This window comes from Stomatohabitans albus (assembly GCF_036336025.1).
GTDB classification, from domain to species: Bacteria; Actinomycetota; Nitriliruptoria; order Euzebyales; family Euzebyaceae; genus Stomatohabitans; species Stomatohabitans albus.
On sequence record NZ_JAYKKE010000004.1, the window covers coordinates 1 to 16851 of the forward strand.

At 53.0% G+C, this 16851-nt stretch carries 13 protein-coding genes; 3 read left to right on the forward strand and 10 right to left on the reverse strand.

Going from position 1 to position 16851, the window contains the following annotated elements; genetic code table 11:
• Positions 1 to 310: 310 nt before the first annotated feature.
• Together VCU37_RS08760 and VCU37_RS08765 are read left to right on the forward strand one after the other, a co-directional pair.
• Positions 311 to 2692, forward strand: a complete 2382-nt coding sequence (locus VCU37_RS08760; protein ID WP_336250272.1) for a penicillin-binding protein — start codon at positions 311 to 313, stop codon at positions 2690 to 2692.
• 186 nt (positions 2693 to 2878) lie between these two features.
• Positions 2879 to 3712: a DUF4352 domain-containing protein gene (locus VCU37_RS08765; RefSeq protein ID WP_336250273.1), complete on the forward strand. Its 834-nt coding sequence runs from the start codon at positions 2879 to 2881 to the stop codon at positions 3710 to 3712.
• A 97-nt stretch (positions 3713 to 3809) separates the two neighbouring features.
• Here VCU37_RS08765 and VCU37_RS08770 read toward each other — a convergent pair whose 3' ends face one another.
• From VCU37_RS08770 to argC, 8 genes are all read right to left on the reverse strand, one after another.
• Positions 3810 to 5489, reverse strand: coding sequence for a helix-hairpin-helix domain-containing protein (locus tag VCU37_RS08770; RefSeq protein WP_336250274.1), 1680 nt, complete (start codon positions 5487 to 5489; stop codon positions 3810 to 3812).
• An 85-nt stretch (positions 5490 to 5574) separates the two neighbouring features.
• Positions 5575 to 6996 (reverse strand): argininosuccinate lyase, encoded by a 1422-nt coding sequence (gene argH, locus VCU37_RS08775; protein WP_336250275.1) that lies wholly within the window; start codon positions 6994 to 6996, stop codon positions 5575 to 5577.
• Positions 6993 to 8195: an argininosuccinate synthase gene (locus VCU37_RS08780; RefSeq protein ID WP_336250276.1), complete on the reverse strand. Its 1203-nt coding sequence runs from the start codon at positions 8193 to 8195 to the stop codon at positions 6993 to 6995. The genes argH and VCU37_RS08780 overlap by 4 nt, the downstream gene beginning before the upstream one ends.
• A gap of 11 nt (positions 8196 to 8206) precedes the next feature.
• Positions 8207 to 8677, reverse strand: coding sequence for an arginine repressor (locus tag VCU37_RS08785; RefSeq protein ID WP_336250277.1), 471 nt, complete (start codon positions 8675 to 8677; stop codon positions 8207 to 8209).
• A complete protein-coding gene (locus VCU37_RS08790; protein WP_336250278.1) occupies positions 8674 to 9831 on the reverse strand; it encodes an acetylornithine transaminase in 1158 nt (385 codons plus the stop codon). Before VCU37_RS08790 ends, VCU37_RS08785 begins: the two co-directional genes overlap by 4 nt.
• 2 nt (positions 9832 to 9833) lie before the next feature.
• Positions 9834 to 10736 (reverse strand): acetylglutamate kinase, encoded by a 903-nt coding sequence (gene argB, locus VCU37_RS08795; protein ID WP_336250279.1) that lies wholly within the window; start codon positions 10734 to 10736, stop codon positions 9834 to 9836.
• 6 nt (positions 10737 to 10742) lie between these two features.
• A complete protein-coding gene (gene argJ, locus VCU37_RS08800; protein WP_336250280.1) occupies positions 10743 to 11954 on the reverse strand; it encodes a bifunctional glutamate N-acetyltransferase/amino-acid acetyltransferase ArgJ in 1212 nt (403 codons plus the stop codon).
• 15 nt (positions 11955 to 11969) lie between these two features.
• Positions 11970 to 13022 (reverse strand): N-acetyl-gamma-glutamyl-phosphate reductase, encoded by a 1053-nt coding sequence (gene argC, locus VCU37_RS08805; protein WP_336250281.1) that lies wholly within the window; start codon positions 13020 to 13022, stop codon positions 11970 to 11972.
• Positions 13023 to 13227: 205 nt separating this feature from the next.
• On the opposite strand from argC, the gene VCU37_RS08810 reads away from it, so the two are divergent.
• On the forward strand, positions 13228 to 14328 hold the full coding sequence (locus VCU37_RS08810; protein WP_336250282.1) for a YkvI family membrane protein: 1101 nt from the start codon (positions 13228 to 13230) through the stop codon (positions 14326 to 14328).
• 75 nt (positions 14329 to 14403) lie between these two features.
• Here VCU37_RS08810 and alr read toward each other — a convergent pair whose 3' ends face one another.
• Positions 14404 to 15558, reverse strand: coding sequence for an alanine racemase (gene alr, locus VCU37_RS08815; protein ID WP_336250283.1), 1155 nt, complete (start codon positions 15556 to 15558; stop codon positions 14404 to 14406).
• An 87-nt stretch (positions 15559 to 15645) separates the two neighbouring features.
• The gene (ald, locus tag VCU37_RS08820; RefSeq protein WP_336250284.1) at positions 15646 to 16758 is read right to left on the reverse strand and encodes an alanine dehydrogenase; all 1113 of its coding nucleotides are present in this window, start codon (positions 16756 to 16758) and stop codon (positions 15646 to 15648) included.
• Positions 16759 to 16851 lie beyond the last annotated feature (93 nt).

The window sequence follows — 16851 nt, forward strand, 5'->3', positions numbered from 1 at the left end:
AACCAAACACCACAAACAAAATGCGGTATCCAAGTACAAACATGCTCACAACAAAAAGTGCAAAACAAACACACTGTACAGTTAAGAAACACCGGAAGTCAGTAATAAACGTCGACCAGGCAATCAAAATGATTCGGTATCGGGTTTATGTTGGTTCAAGTCGGTCGATCAGATCGTCAACTTGTCCCGTCCCGCTACGCGGTCTCCCGTGCGGCGGAAGGAATATAGTACCTATGTACAGAGGGTCCGCAACCCCTTTCCAAAGATTATTTTGACTTCCATGATGAATGCGCAAAGGTAAGCTCACGTAATGCCTGAAATCATTGGGTTTTTACCTCATCGGGATAACCCAGACCTGCCCTTTCCGATCGTTGATCGTCGGTTCGTATCCTCTCGACGCGGATACCGTCGTGGACAGTTCATAGTGGTGGGGTTAGGCATGCTTGGGCTGGGGCTATTGGCATGGTCATTATTTCCTGACTCCCACCAGGAAGATGGCTTCAACATTGCCCTTGGCAAGTATGGGGTGGCGGTGGTGCGCTCAACGTCCAATCTGCAAACGATTGCCCCCCAGCCAAAAACCTCTTCATTAGTCGATGCATCGGGGGGCATCGTTACACGACTCCATGGCCCACAAGATCGTGTACCCGTCACCCTTTCACAGATACACCCCTATCTTGTACAAAGTGTGCTGGCGATAGAGGACCGTGGGTTTATGGACCATGATGGGCTTGAACCCAAAGCCATCATCCGTGCGTTTGGTGTGGACCTTGCGGCAGGAAAAATTGTGCAAGGTGGGTCCACTATCACCCAACAGCTCGTCAAAAATGCGATTATTGGCTCAGACCGTACCTGGCAGCGCAAGATTAAAGAAGCATCGTTAAGCCTCCAGCTCGAAAGCCAGTGGTCTAAAGAACAGATATTGGAGGAGTACCTCAATCTCATTTATTTAGGGGCTGGTAATTATGGTGTGGGAGCGGCCAGCAGTTATTGGTTTTCAACCACGCCTGATGCGTTAACGTTGCCCCAATCCGCGCTACTCGCCGGAATGATTGCTGCACCAACCTCGTTTGACCCTCGAGAGAATCCTGACGGGGCCAAAACACGACGCAACCGTGTGCTGGACGCCATGGTGGAGACGAAGGCGATTACTCGGGCAGAGGCCGATCAGGCTAAAGAGGCTGACTTAGGTTTGGCTATCAATGAGCGGGCCAGTGGAATGGATGCCGTGACCGCGTGGATCGTCCATCGCCTTCAACATGACCCAGCCTTTCATACCTTGGGTGATACCCCGGCCGATCGTGCATCAAGAATATTTGGCGGTGGGTTGACCATTCACACCACGATCGACCCTCGTTGGCAACAGTCAGCCGAAGCGGCAGTCAACGCGCAGATTGCCACAGGTTCTCAGGCCCAAGCGGCAGTGGTCGCCATCGACCCAGACACCGGCTACGTGAAGGCCATGGTGAGTGGCTCAAAGGATCCCAATCGGCCTGCAGCCTCCCTGAACTTAGCGGCACAGGCGATTCGTCAGCCTGGTTCAACCTTCAAACCCGTCGTATTAGCGGCTGCTTTGCGGAGTGGAATCAACCTTGACCAAAGCTATCCAGCCCCGGCATCCATTACCCTTCCAGACCGTTCCAATCCCAACGGACCAGCCTGGACAGTCAATAACGCTGGAGGTGCAGCCTATGGAGCGTTGGATTTACGCGCCGCAACGGCATTTAGCGTGAATACCGTCTACGCCCAGGTTATGAATGACATAGGTGTACCTGCCGTGAAACAGATGGCGACCGACCTCGGCATCACCCACCCGTTGCCCGATAGTCCAGCTATCGCACTAGGTGCAGGTGAATTAACTGTAATGGATATGGCTAGTGTCCAAGCGACGTTGGCAACTGGTGGCTTGTATCATGCACCGACCGTTGTGTCGAAGATCACCGATGAACATGGTCAGGTTGTATATGAGGGCGCCACAGGAAAGGGCACCCGCACAGTTGAGCCTGCGGTGGCATGGGCGACAACACGGGCCATGACCGCCGTTGTTGACGAAGGTACCGGCCATGCGGCAGATATCGGTCGCCCCTTTGCCGGAAAAACAGGGACGAGCCAAAACAATAGTGATGCCTGGTTCACAGGGTTTACTCGGGATGTGGCCGTAGCCGTCTGGGTTGGTGACCCCCAAGCCCAAACACCCCTACGGCCTCCAGTTACCCCAATTGAAGTGAGTGGGGCCAATTGGCCTGCCATGATTGCAGGCCAAACCGTGTCTGGCATTGAACGCCAAATCAATCTGCGCCCCTTTACCGTGCCCGAGGGGGAACGAGTTCGCGTACTGATCGATAAGACACGGGGTTGTCTACCGAACCCTAACACCCCACCAGCACTCTTAGCTGAGATTGATTTCCCTGCGGGCCAAGAGCCGACAAGCGTTTGTGTTGAACCCACAGCACCCGACAGGATCACCGTACCCAACGTAGTTGGGCTAAAGGCTGATACAGCGACACAGGCAATGGAGGATGTTGGCCTCCGCGTTACGGTCACAGAACAAGCCAATGACCAGGTACCTCCAGGTGTGGTGTGGGCGCAAACACCAAATCCGGGCACCCAAGGGGCACCTCCTTATAGCCAAGCAACGCTCCTAGTTTCGCCCGAAAAGAAGCCAACACCAGCCCGCACCCCAGGGAATTAGCTTCCTGCTATACAACCCCCCATTCATGACGAATGTGGGGGCACTCTGGTATAGCCATACTCGATTAGCCACTTTTTGACTATCCCAAAATCCATTACCCATTTTCTGATTATTTTTCTTGCATTTTATTACATATTGAAATAATCTTTTGGCAGGTAATCAGTTATATCTTCAAGCGAGGAAGCTATGTCAACAAACTCTCCTTTCTCATCCGATCCGGCAGACTCCACAGCTAACGGTGAAACAACTAACCAAGACGGCACCTCGGGTACCACACCACCTCCACCTACAGGCCGTTGGGGAGCACCACCAAAACCACCCGTTACACCGTCTGGTTCACCCGAACCTGCCGTCAAACGGCGATCAAAACCAGTCATCATCGCAAGTGCAATCGGTCTATTCCTCAGCGGATGTGTAAGTGGTTGTGTATCAGGTGCAGCAATAATCCAATCAAATCGTGATTCAACGCCGCCTACGCCCAGGGCGACTGTGACCGTTACTGCGAGCGCTTCAACAGCACCGTCAACAAGGCCACCCTCCACCCCACCGCTATCAGAACTATCAACCCCGCCCACACCACCAGCGCCAGTCTCACCACCTGAGCCCACACAAGAACCAGCGGCTCAGCCACCTGCACCAGACCCCGGTCCAGCGCCTGATGCAGACCCACTCACCCAGCAAACAGCACGAGGAACGATTACGATCACCGCATTTTCACCGAGCCAAGATGAGTTCACGGGAACAAAACCACTGCTGTGTACAACCGCAACCTTTGCCAGCAGTGGTGACCGGTCCTGGTCGATCAATAGTTATGCCTTCGAATTAGCCGCACCAGATCACAGCCGTACTTCCCCAGCCATCTTTTCATCGGGACGCAATATCCCGCTAACAACGCTAGAACCAGGCGACACGGTGGCCGGTGAAGTTTGTTTTGAGGACAGTGGACAACGTGGTGCGTACACCTTGATTTGGGATGAACCGTTTGTCGGTTCGGTTCGCTGGAATATCACCATTCCCTAGCGCGGTATAGCTGCCGATTACCGTGGTGAACCACTAAGTCGGTAGCCGTCTCGCTATCGGCTACCGACTCGTTTATACGAATTCCTTTGCCGACCTGCTAGCGACGTTTTGCATTCACAAATGCACGGACTGCCTCAATAGGTTGACAGTTCAAAATATGAGCTGGCAGAGCCAAGGCCCGCTGCGCTTGCCAAACCCCAAAACGGGCATAGCCCAGGCTCGCTAGATCGTGAGCATCACAGCTAATCGTGAGAGTGACTCTCGCCTTGATCGCCGCCTCAATGATGGGTGCATCAATATCGAGACGAACGGGGTGGGCATTAATCTCTAAAGCCGTACCCGTCTCACGACATGCCTCCAAAATGGCGGCTAATTCAACCTCAAACCCCGGACGCTGCCCCACCTTTCGCCCGCGAAGATGGCCGATGCAATTGACGAATGGATTTGTAATCGCAGTAAGAATCCGATCAGTCTGTATCCCTGGATCAGCCTCAAGATTGTTGTGCACACTTGCCACCGTCCAGTCAAATGCCGCCAAGATCTCCGGGTTGTAATCAACCTCACCAGACATTCCGATATTTAACTCTGACCCATCAAGAATCGTGATACCGAGGGAATCCCCAATACCAGCTAGCTCCTTTCGTCGCGCAAGGACTTGTTCAGGAGACAGTCCATTGATGGCAAGATCTTCAGCATGATCGGTGGCTGCCCAATACTCCAACCCATTGTCTTTGGCTCGTGTGGCCATCTCAATCAGGCTATTCAATCCATCACCGCTCCACGTTGAATGCCCATGAAGATCCCCAACTAAGTCGGCTACCGTCACAACATCGGGAATAGTCCCTTCAGCCGCGAGGTCAAGGATGTCACTCCGCTCTCGTAAGGTTGGTTTCACCGGTTGGAGCCCCGCTGCTTCGTACACGGCAGCTTCAGTGGGATAGGGGGCGTTAGGGTCAGATAAACGGTCCATCACGGTCGATACATGGGCATCTGGCCCAGTCGTCGTGAGTACGTCAATGCCATACCGCGCAGGTGTCGTCAGCGTGATCGCAACCGGAATGCCTGCGGGTGATTTAAAGAGTAAGAAGTCATCTTCTGCCGTGAGGAGATCGGCACAGGCTCGGTCGAGTACGATGCCTTTAATGAGCGTGGGGATAACGTCTGAGGCGACGGTGAATTCCAGAACCTTGAAATACAATTTCCCACGACGCCAGTCTCCTACTGTGGTGACTTGGGCATCAGGGTCAAGGGCATGGACCACTTGATGTATATGTGCTTCGAGCGTTAACCCATCGAAGGTAGGGAAACCGTTCGCTCGTAGGGCTAGATAGGCCCGCAACCCATCTGCAAGTTTATCTACGCTTTTCTTACCCATTCGGGGTAAGGATGCAATACGACCATCAGTAATGGCATCCGCGAGTGTTTGAAGACTGTCTATACCAAGTTCACGATGGAGGCGAGCCGCAGTTTTAACCCCCAACCCAGGGATATTCGTCAGGATAACCACACCATCGGGGATTTGAGCGCGATAGGTTTCGAGTTCGTCGATAATGCCAGTACGCAACCACTGGTCAATTTTTTCAGCCGTTGCAGCCCCAACTCCTGGAAGGGCAGCAATAGCTTCACGGTCCATAGCCGTGATATCTTCCGACAACAGCCGGATAGTTACTGCGGCTTTCTCATAGGCCCGGGTTCGGAACACTGATTCCCCAGCTATTTGTGCCCGTCGGGCCAAATCTTCAAACGTTCGAGAAAGCTCGTGGTTATACCAAAACATGGCACAAGGCTAGGCCATGAACCGAACATGGACCGCATGGCAATGAGAAAACTCACCCTGCAATCCATGAATCGGTTATGGCGTACTAGCTGATAGCAGCTCTCAACCGCACAACTTGTTCCCGTACTGCACCGGCACCATTTGGTGCATTACGCCGTGCGACACCAGCGTGAGGGTTGACTAAGGCGCTTAATGCCGCAGTGTCAAGCCCCTGTAATGCCGGTACCCGTTCAGCAAGCTGTGCAGGGGATAAGTCAATAATGTCGATACCTTCAGCTTCACAACTGGCGACCAAAGATCCCACGACCTCGTGGGCCTGTCGGAATGGCATTCCTGCACGTACGAGCGCCTCGGCAATATCAGTGGCCATCGCAAACCCACCACCAGCCCCTGCCGCCACATGTGTCGTATTAAAGGTCAGCCCCTCAATCATCCCAGCCACGGCGGGCAACACCACATCAAGCGTGTCGGCGGCATCAAAGAGCACAACTTTGTCTTCTTGTAAGTCTCGGTTATAGGTCAATGGCAGCCCTTTACACATCGTTAATAGCGCTTGGACTGCCCCAAACAACCGCCCGGCCTTGCCGCGAACAAGTTCAGCAATATCGGGATTACGTTTTTGAGGCATGATGCTCGAGCCAGTGGAAAAAGCGTCTGAACAGCGGGCCCAGCCAAACTCCACACTCGACCACAAGATAATGTCCTCACATAACCGACTGAGGTGCATACCGATAATGGCCACCGCAGCAAGGTATTCAACCATGAAGTCGCGGTCAGCAACCGCATCCATCGAATTGGGTGCGATACCCGTATAGCCCAAGGCTTGGGCATACTGCATCGGATCAAGCGGTAAGGTCAACCCTGCCAATGCCCCTGACCCGAGCGGTGACACCGCCATGATTCGGTCCTTGCAATCGTGAAGGCGGTCCAGGTCACGCGCCAGCATCCATCCGTATGCGGCAAGGTGATGCCCAATGGTCACCGGCTGCGCACGTTGGAGATGGGTAAACCCAGGGGCAATGGCCTCGGCATGTAGCGCCGCCTGATCAGCAAGGGTGGTAATGACATGTTTTAATCCAGCGCGTTGGTCATCAATCGCCTGGGCCAGCCATAGCCTCGCATCGTTGATGACTTGGTCATTCCGGCTACGCCCGGCACGTAACCTGCCCCCCGTTTCACCAAGTAATTCCACAAGCCGACGCTCAATTGCCCCATGAATATCTTCATCATCTGGGGTGTATTCAAACTCCCCAAGGGCAAAGGATTCACGAATCGTGTCTAAGGCACCCGTTATGGCCGCATGGTCAGCAGCAGTCAATACCCCAATGCGGAGCAATTCATCAGCATGAGCTGTGGAACTCGCAAGATCGTAGGGCCACATCCGATGGTCTGTCGCAATGGATACACCGAGTTCCCACGCTGCTTGAGCAGGGCCATCACTAAAACGGGCACCCCAAAGTCGCCCCGCACTCGTGGCCCCATATGGTTGGTTTTCTGTGGACATCATTGGTCTCCATTGGTTTCAGCCCAGACCTTGGTCGGTAAGCCCCATAATTTGACAAATCCAAGGGCCATGGAGTGATCGAACTCATCACTGGCGTCATAGGTAGCCAAGCCACGTTGATAGAGGCTTTTCTCTGAACGTCGGCCGGTTGGGGCGACGGTGCCTTTGTACATGCTGAGCCGAACATCACCTTCAATGGAGGTATTAGCTTGCATGAAGAACGCATCAAGAGCTTGTTTATACGGGCCATACCAGAGTCCGTTATACACAAGTTTGGCCCAGACGGCGCTCGCATCCTTCATACCAACGGCAAGTTCCGTTTCAACCGTCAAGTTTTCTAATTCTTCATGGGCCGCCATGATGACGGCCGCCGCTGGAAACTCATAGACCTCACGACTCTTGATCCCTACAAGACGGTCTTCAACCATATCGAGACGACCAATCCCGTGAGCACCAGCACGGGTATTTAATGTAGCGATGATTGAAAAGAGATCCATCACCTGCCCATCAAGTGCCACCGGGATGCCCCCAGCGAAGGTCAACTCAACCTCTTCAGGAGTATCAGGAGCATCAACCGGGTGGGTAGTCATGGCATAAATATCACTGGGTGGCGCCACCCAGGGATCTTCTAGTGCACCACACTCAGCAGCTCGACCCCACAGGTTTTCATCAATGGAGTAAGGGTTCTCCTTTTTGGCAACAACGGGAATCCCATGTTCGGCAGCAAAGTCAAGGGCTGCATCACGGGTGAGCCCCCATTCTCGAATGGGTGCTTCAACAGTTAGATGTGGAGCAAGGGCCATCGCGGCTACATCAAACCGCACTTGGTCGTTGCCTTTACCGGTGCAGCCATGGGCAATGGCATCAGCTCCATGGGCCTTTGCTACCTCTACCAGATGCTTCACGATGAGTGGACGGCTCAACGCACTGACGAGGGGATACTTCCCCATGTATTTCCCGTTTGCCCGAATACAAGCAGCAACAAATTGATCCGCAAACTCGGCGCGTGCGTCAAAAATGACGGCATCGCTGGCGCCACAATCCAGAGCACGCTGGCGGATTCGTTCCATTTCCCCTTCGGCAGCTTGACCAACATCCATCGCACATGCGATGACCTCGTAGCCTTTATGAATCTTGAGCCATTCAATGGCCACGCTGGTATCAAGCCCACCGGAGTACGCGAGCACGAGTTTCTTTGACATGGAGTCTCCTTTTATGCTGACGGGGAAATATGAATATGGGTATTAAGCGCGGCAGCGATGTCATGACCGCTTGCTGGCTCACGTGCAATGATGAGAACCGTATCGTCACCTTGAATAGTCGCGAGTACATCGGGCAGATCAGCACCATCGATGGCTGCGGCGACAGGTGGACCAGACCCAGGTGGGGTACGCACCACACAGAGCTGGCCGCTCCCTTCAATCATCAAGGCGTACATGCGCAGTACACCGGATAGATCTGGACGGCCCGGTGGCCGATAAATCTCATCTCCGTTAGCGAGTCGCACCTTAAACACTCCCAGGGCGTCAAGGTCACGGCTAATGGTGGCTTGACGGACATCTACGCCATCACTCCGCAGATACGTCACCAATTGGGTTTGGCTAGAGATGTCATAGCGAGAGAGATACGACAGAATCAGCCGGTGCCGATCCTCACGAGATACGGGTTGAGAGGCATTACTCACAGGCAAGCTCCTAATCGTTCTAGCAGTTGGGTCACTTCGTGCTCCGTGATCGTTAATGCCGGGGCAATACGAATCGCATTTGGCCGAACGTTATTGACTAACAGTCCGTGGTTGATCGCACGCATCACAACAGATTCAGCGACATCATCACTGAGCACAAGAGCATGCAATAGCCCTCGTCCACGATGACTCATGGCTAAGTCATGGTCGGCCACAATGGCATCAAGTCCTGCACACAAGACGCGCTCCATGTCCAGGACATGGGCGAGCAGCCCCTCTTGTTCAATCGTGGTGATGACCGCGAGCGCAGCGGCACATGCCACAAGATTGCCTCCAAAGGTTGACCCATGGTCACCGTGGTGAAAGGCAGTCGCTGCCTTGCCGTGTGCAACGACTGCACCAATAGGGATACCGCCACCCAATCCTTTGGCTAGCGTTATCACATCTGGTTCTACTGAGGTTGTTTGAAATCCAAACCACGCTCCGGTCCGTCCAATACCCGTTTGAACTTCATCAATGATCAATAACGCATCATAGTGATCGCATTGTTCGCGGGCTGTTTGTAACAAATGTTCGTCAACGGGAACAACCCCACCTTCACCTTGGATGACTTCGAGAATGACTGCGCACGTGCTATCGGTGACCGCTTCACGTAACTCAGCCGCATCACTTACTTGTGTATTCCAATCCCCGAGGGGTTCAAACGCATCTGTTTTTGGCGAATGACTCGTTATCCGCAACGAACCGCGAGTTCGTCCATGAAAGGCATTCTTCAATGAAACGACATGACGTTTTTTGGGGTCACGCATTGTTCCGTATCGGTGCGCAAGTTTCAGTGCTGCCTCATTTGCCTCAGTACCACTATTACAGAAGAATGTTCGCCCATCCTTCCACCCGCTGATGGCATTCAGTTTGGCAGCCAATGCCAGCGCCGGTTCGCTCCCAATCAAGTTTGATACATGGGCCAGGGTTCGGACTTGTTCAGATACGGCAGTGACCATGGCGGGATGGGCATGGCCCAGTGAACTCACTGCAATGCCGGCATACCCGTCAAGGAGTGTTTCACCCGTTTCGGTAGTCAACCAGCAGCCATTACCTGAAATAGCAGTGATTGGTGGTTGCCCATACGTCGGCATCAGTACATCAGAATCCATCATCATTCCTTGGATGCATCATCGGGAAGAACCATCGTGCCGATCCCATCATCGGTAAAAATCTCGAGCAATACGGCGTGGCTTTCTTGCCCATCCAACATATGCCCTTGTGGAACTCCAGCCACAACCGCGTCGTGAAGGGCATTGAGTTTGGGAATCATGCCTTGTTCAACCGTGCCAGATTGAATGAGCGTATGCAGTTCTGACGTTGAAATCGTGTTGACGAGTGAAGCCTTTGGCGTACCAAAATCGGTGTACAACCCCTCAATGTTGGTTAACACAATTACTTTGTCGGCGCGGATGGCTGCCGCAATTGCACCTGCAGCCGCATCAGCATTGACATTGACCAGTCCCCCATCATCACCCCGACTAATAGGTGCGATCACGGGCACTATATTGGCATCAAGTAATGTCGTAATGACGGTTGGGTCTACCGCTGTGATATCCCCAGCCCGTCCAAACCCCGGTCGAGGATGGGCCGTCAAACAGTTTGCGTCCGTTCCAGCTAGCCCTACCGCACGAACACCACGGTCAGCAACCAGGCGAACAATCATCGGATTCACTTGGCCGCACATCGCCGTTTGCACAATGGTCATCATTTCGTCATCAGTTACACGCATACCATCAGCAAACTGAGGTTTGTAATTGAATTGGTCAGCAAGCGCACTGATTTGGGGACCACCGCCATGTACAACAACGAGCCGGATACCTAAGGTGTGCAACATGGCAACATCCTCGGCCATATTGATGGCAACTTGGCTATTGGCATCAGCAATAGCGTTACCACCAATTTTCAACACAACCGTGCGTCCTGCCCAGGTTGTCATCCATGGCAATGCTTCGGCAAGAATATTGGCCTTAAATTGAGCGTGTTCGCGGCGGGTAAGCGATGAGGTCGTATCCATAGATTCCTACGTGGTGTACTCAGCGTTAATAGTGATATAGGCTTTGGTGAGATCATTTACGAGTACCCAACCACTGCCTTGGCCGACCCCAAGATCAACGCTCAGTTCTACGTAGGGTTGGTCCATCTGGGCACTCACCAGATCGCGGTCAATGGGCAACGGCAGGCTGTGTTCACACAGGGTTGTGCCCGCAATCATGACCCGCAGCTCATTAGGGTCCAGGTCAACACCACTTGCACCCGCTGCCGCAACGAGTCTCCCCCAATTTGGGTCACGACCGGCAAAAGCCGTTCGGACGAGAAGATCAGCACCGATATGACGTGCGGCCTGGTCGGCCTGCGCATCAGCAGCTGCCCCGGTCACCATCACTTTCACGACCTGGGTGGCTCCTTCACCGTCAGCAATCACTTGGTACGCAAGATCTGCGCATACATCCGTCAGTGCTTGGGTAAACGGGATGGGATCTACGGGTCCAGCTAGGCCACTTGCTAACAAGATGATTGTGTCATTCGTACTCATTGCCCCATCAACATTGATGCGGTTAAAGGACGCTTGCGTTGCCTGGGTTAAGGCATTGGAGAGGTCATCATGGGAAAGGTTGGCATCCGTTGTAATCACGGTGATCGTGGTCGCCATTCCTGGTGAGATCATGCCACTCCCTTTTGCCATTCCACCTATGACAACGGGATCAGCCCCGTGTTCTTGGAGCGTGACCGACGCCAATTTAGGTACCGTGTCCGTCGTCATAATGGCCTTGGCTACACGATGATCAACTGGCTCTCCTCTACCGAGTTGGTGTACAAGAGCAGGGAGTGCACGAACGATAGGTGCAGCCTCTAGCGGCTCACCGATGATGCCAGTACTCGCGACTAAGACGTGATAGGTCGGTTCATCAAGCAAGTCAGCCAATGCTGTCGCAGTCTGTCGCGCCGTATCCATTCCAGGCGCACCGGTACATGCATTCGCATTTGCGGTGTTAATAACCACGGCACGAGCCTGATGATTAGATTGGGCTAGGTGCTCAAGATTCAGTCGAATCGGAGCTGCTTTGACCTTATTCGATGTGGATACCACTGCACATTGGACGGCTGATTGGGCAACGATCACGGTGAGGTCATCACGTTGACTAGCACGCAGACCCGCATAGGTACTCGCGGCTTGGAAGCCTTGAGCACGGGTGATTCCATGCGCGCGATCTAGAGGAGAAGTGATGAACATGGTGATGCCTTCGCGTTATAAGTACGTGCCGACACGGGGCAATCCCAGTGTTTGATCCAACCCAAGCGCCGCATTGGCCGCTTGGATGCCTTGGCCTGACGCACCCTTAATGGTGTTATCAATCGCGCAACTCACGATCAGACTATTTGCGCGGGTATCCACTTGAGCGTGCACCATCGCACGGTTCGACCCAACAACGGCCCCCGTTTCTGGCCACGATGGTATGACCGTTATAAATGGCTGGTCAGCGTAATAGTCACGTAGTTGTTGGAGCGGATCCACCGGTGCGATGAGGTCTGCCGTGCTCGTGGCAACGAGGCCAGCTGTTTGTGGCACAACATGGGGGGTGAACCGGATTGGGGGTTGTGTTCGTTGGCTGAGCTCACCCAAGATGCGTTCAATCTCTGGGGTATGCCGATGACCAGGCGAACCATACACCCTTGTATTTTCATTCGCGGCGACAAACGAGAATGGCTCAGTGGCCAATCGACCAGCACCACTCAGTCCACTTAAGCCCACCGTTGAAATGGAGGTGAGGTCAATCACATCAAGGAATGGGGCCAACCCCAATACCGTGGCCGTCGGGTAACACCCCGGACCAGCAATTAAACGGGCTTCACGAAGGTCCACTAATTCTGGAAGGCCATATATCGCCGGGAGGAGTTCCGAGTGAGGATGAGTAAGGCCATACCATTCGATCATGCCTGCCCCACTTAATCGATGTCCACCTGAAAGATCAACTACCAAGGCTCCTTGGTTCACGAGCGGACCTGCTAATTGGGCGGCCACATCGTGCGGTGTGGCTAAAAACACCACATCATGCCCTTCCAATACATCACCAGTCGAAGGCTTGACCACCACATTGGTGAGGTCTGCTATGCCAGCCAAATGCGGCCATATGGCGTGGAGCGCTTGACCTGCTTGGCTACCTGCACAAACCGTGGTTACTGAAAAAACTGGGTGATTTTCAAGCAATCGCAGCGCGGTTAACCCTGCAAAACCAGACACACCGACGATTGCGGTACGCAGATACGGGGACCGAACAGGCTGATGGAAGGAAAAAACCATAGCAAAAAATATACCATATTTTGTATACTCATACATCTAGATTTAGGTTCTTGCCTATCAATGGTCATAACATTTGGTGGCAAAATGCCCGAGGACTCAAAAAACCTTGCCAGGCATTTGCCCTGCCTAGTGACGCCGTGTTCATCTTTATTCCAGCAAACCCTTTACCGGGCGTTGCGATCTAACAGGATTAAGGAGGAGAAAGATGAGCGATACCGATACGAGGGTCACCGCCTTTGGTATAGCGGCGACGTTCATTGGAACAATCATCGGCGCGGGTTTTGCATCAGGAAACGAGGTTCTACAGTATTTCGTTGCGATTGGTCCTATGGGGGCCATGTCGATCATTGTGGCAACGGCACTGTTCTTCTTGTTTGGCCTGGTCAGCCTGCAACTAGGTAACGTGCTGAAGACAGATGAGTACGGGGTGGCAATTAATCCAACCACGAACCCTTTTCCCCGTATTTACTGTGACGTGATGATTACGGTCACACTCTTTGGGACCTTCATCATTATGGTGGCTGGCGCTGGTGGGCTAGTCAATAAGCTCTTTGGAGTACCATCAATCGTTGGGTCTATCGGGGTTGGTGTACTCGTTGTCCTCAACTTGCTATGGGGTATTGATGGGCTTGTAAAAGCCCAAGAGTTCATGGTTCCTATCCTCATTGTGGGAGCCATTCTTGTCGGTATTTGGTTTGTGATTAACCCCTTGCCTGGCGGGAGTACGGGCAATGATGAAGTCATTAGCTCAGGCCTCTTACAACACTGGTTTATCAATGGCATCTTGTACGTGGCCTTTAATTTCCAGCTCGCCATCGCCGTGCTAGTTCCCCTGGGGAACCATGCTAGAACCCCCAAGTCAATCATGACAGGGATTCTCGTAGGTGCCATTGGCCTTGGTGCAGGTGCCCTTGTTGTCTATGGTGCGATGAGCCTCAATGCAGCCGTCGTGGGCCAAGAGGCATACCCCATGGTTGAGTTGGCTGGAAATATTCATCCAGCTATGCGGTATGTCTATTCGGTATTGCTGTTCTTTGGACTATATTCCACGGCCATCAGCTGTTTCTTTGGCACGGTTTCCCGTTTGCGTGCCATTCCCCAAATTAATAATCAAAATCACGTCGTCGTGATGATTATTGTCAGTGTGATTGGCGTGCTGTTAAGCCAATTTGGATTCTCCGATCTTGTCGGCCAGGTCTATCCGGTTTTGGGATATGGCGGTCTTCTCGTCATGGTCTTTATGCTCTGGGTTGCCTGGACCAATCTCTGGGGTCCAAACAAGAAACAAGTCAGTACGGTTTCTTAATTCCACCTATACAGGACACCCGCCATATCAAGGCGGGTGTCCTGATTTGTGTCTCTATCTCATGCCAATACCCAGCTAGGTGAGCACACGTTCAAGACGGTTGCCCAATCCCGCAAGAATCTCCCAACTAATGGTGTCTGCCCACTGTGCCCAATCATCTGCATCTGGGGCACCATCCGTACCACCAAGTAGCCACACCTGGTCACCAACCGCGTCTTCTGCGTTGGGACCAAGATCAAGGAGCAGTTGGTCCATACAGACTCGACCAACGATAGGGACACGACGACCGTTCAACCATACTTCACCCGTACTGGACAGGGCACGGCGTACCCCATCGGCATAGCCGATAGGTAAGGAAGCGATCACCGTATCGTTCTTGGCCGTCCACGTATGTCCATACGAGACAGACGTACCTTTTGGTACTGCTTTCACCAGATTGACCAGTCCAGTAATCGCCATGCACGGTTTAATACCGAGGCCATCAATATGTGGTGCAGGAGAATAGCCATAGATACTCAGACCAGGGCGCACCATGTCGTGATGGTATTCGGGGAGCGCTAGCGTGGCTGCCGAGTTGGCAATATGGACAATCTCAGGATCAATACCTGCTTTGCGCAAGGCTGACAAGCTCGACATAAATATTTCATGCTGACGGTGTGTGGAGGTCAAGTCCGCTTCATCTGCACACGCAAAGTGGCTAAATACCCCCTCAAAACGAAGTTCAGGTAAGTGACTGAGGTACTCAGCCGCATCAGCTACTTCTTCAGGCACTAACCCGACACGACCCATCCCTGTTTCTAATTTCAGATGAACAGGATGGGGGTCTTGCATCGTTGCCCGAACAACATTGGCAATAGCATCTGCTAGACCTTGTGTAAAGAGCGCTGGGGTCAGGTCATATTCAACGAGTACGGGGGCAGATGACACCGGAACTTCGCTCAGGACCAATATGGGGGCGGTAATCCCTGACTTACGGAGTTCAACTCCTTCAAGAATCGTCGCAACCCCAAGGCGATCAGCCCCCGCTTCTAGGGCTGCTTTACCGACTGCTGGTGCTCCATGTCCGTAGGCATCAGCTTTCACAATGGCGCAGAGCCGTTTCGCTTTGCTGTGCGCGTCCAAGATGCGTATATTCTCTCGAATTTGTTCAAGGTTCACTGCGGCCCATGCACCTCGAAGATTTGGAGGGGTCACAGGTGCTTCAGGTTTTGTTTTCCATGCTGTCGTCATGTGTATTCCTCCTATGAGCACAAACGCCGACCCTGCTGGATCGGCATTCGTGTTTGGCTGCCAGGGTAGTTACCTGGCACACTATGGTTACAGGGCTTCTTGCGGTGCTACCGCATCAATCCCGAGTGCTTCACCAACAGGTGGGCTGTACAGCTTGCCACCATGGGTTGCAAGGCCATCAATCAAACCAGGAACTGACTTGCAGGCTTCCTTCCAACCCTTATTGGCCAACGCTACGGCATAGCGCATCGTGGCATTGGTCAAGGCATAGGTTGAGGTGTATGGCACCGCACCAGGCATATTCGCAACCGCATAGATCGTTGAGTTATGAACCTTAAACACGGGATCATCATGCGTGGTTGCGTGGCTATCTTCGAAGCAGCCGCCCTGGTCTATGGCAATATCGACCAGTACAGAACCTGGCTTCATATTCTTGACCATCTCATTGGTCACCAATTTCGGAGCTGCAGCACCTGGAATGAGCACAGCACCAACCACAAGATCGGCTTCAGCTACTGCCTCTTCAACGGCAAGCGCAGAGGAGAACAGCGTACGTACCTGGCCGAGGGTGACTTCATCGATGTACTGCATGCGCTTGGGGTTCACGTCAAAGACGGTGACGTCACCGCCCATCCCGTTGGCAACACGAGCAGCGAAGAAACCAGCAACACCGCCACCAAGGACAACCACTTTGCCGCGGCGGACACCTGAACCACCGCCGAGGAGTACCCCTGAACCACCGTTTGCCTTGAGCAAGAAGTGTGACCCAACCTGTGGTGCCAGGCGACCAGCAATTTCAGACATTGGTGCAAGAAGGGGCAGGCTATTGTTCGGACCAAGTACTGTTTCATAGGCGATTGAGGTCACATTATGAGAAAGCAGTGCTTCTGTTTGGGGCTTGTCGGCAGCCAAATGGAGGTAGGTGAAGAGGAGCTGACCATCTTGAAGCAGGTCATATTCCTTAGCAATCGGTTCTTTGACCTTGATGATCATTTCAGAGGATTTCCACACTTCCTCTGCAGTTGGAATCATCTTGGCGCCCTGGGCAATATAGGCTTCATCAGGGATACCGGAGCCAAGACCAGCACCGACTTGCACCTGAACTTCATGGCCATTGGTGACGAGATCCTTCACACCAGCAGGGGTGATCCCTACACGGAACTCGTTGTTCTTAATTTCTGATGGAATACCAACCTTCATGTTTTTCTCCTTCTAAAGGCAGCCCCATTGCTGCATGGTGACTATGGCATAACAAATCTGCTGTACCGATGCACATTACAGCCCGCATGTTTT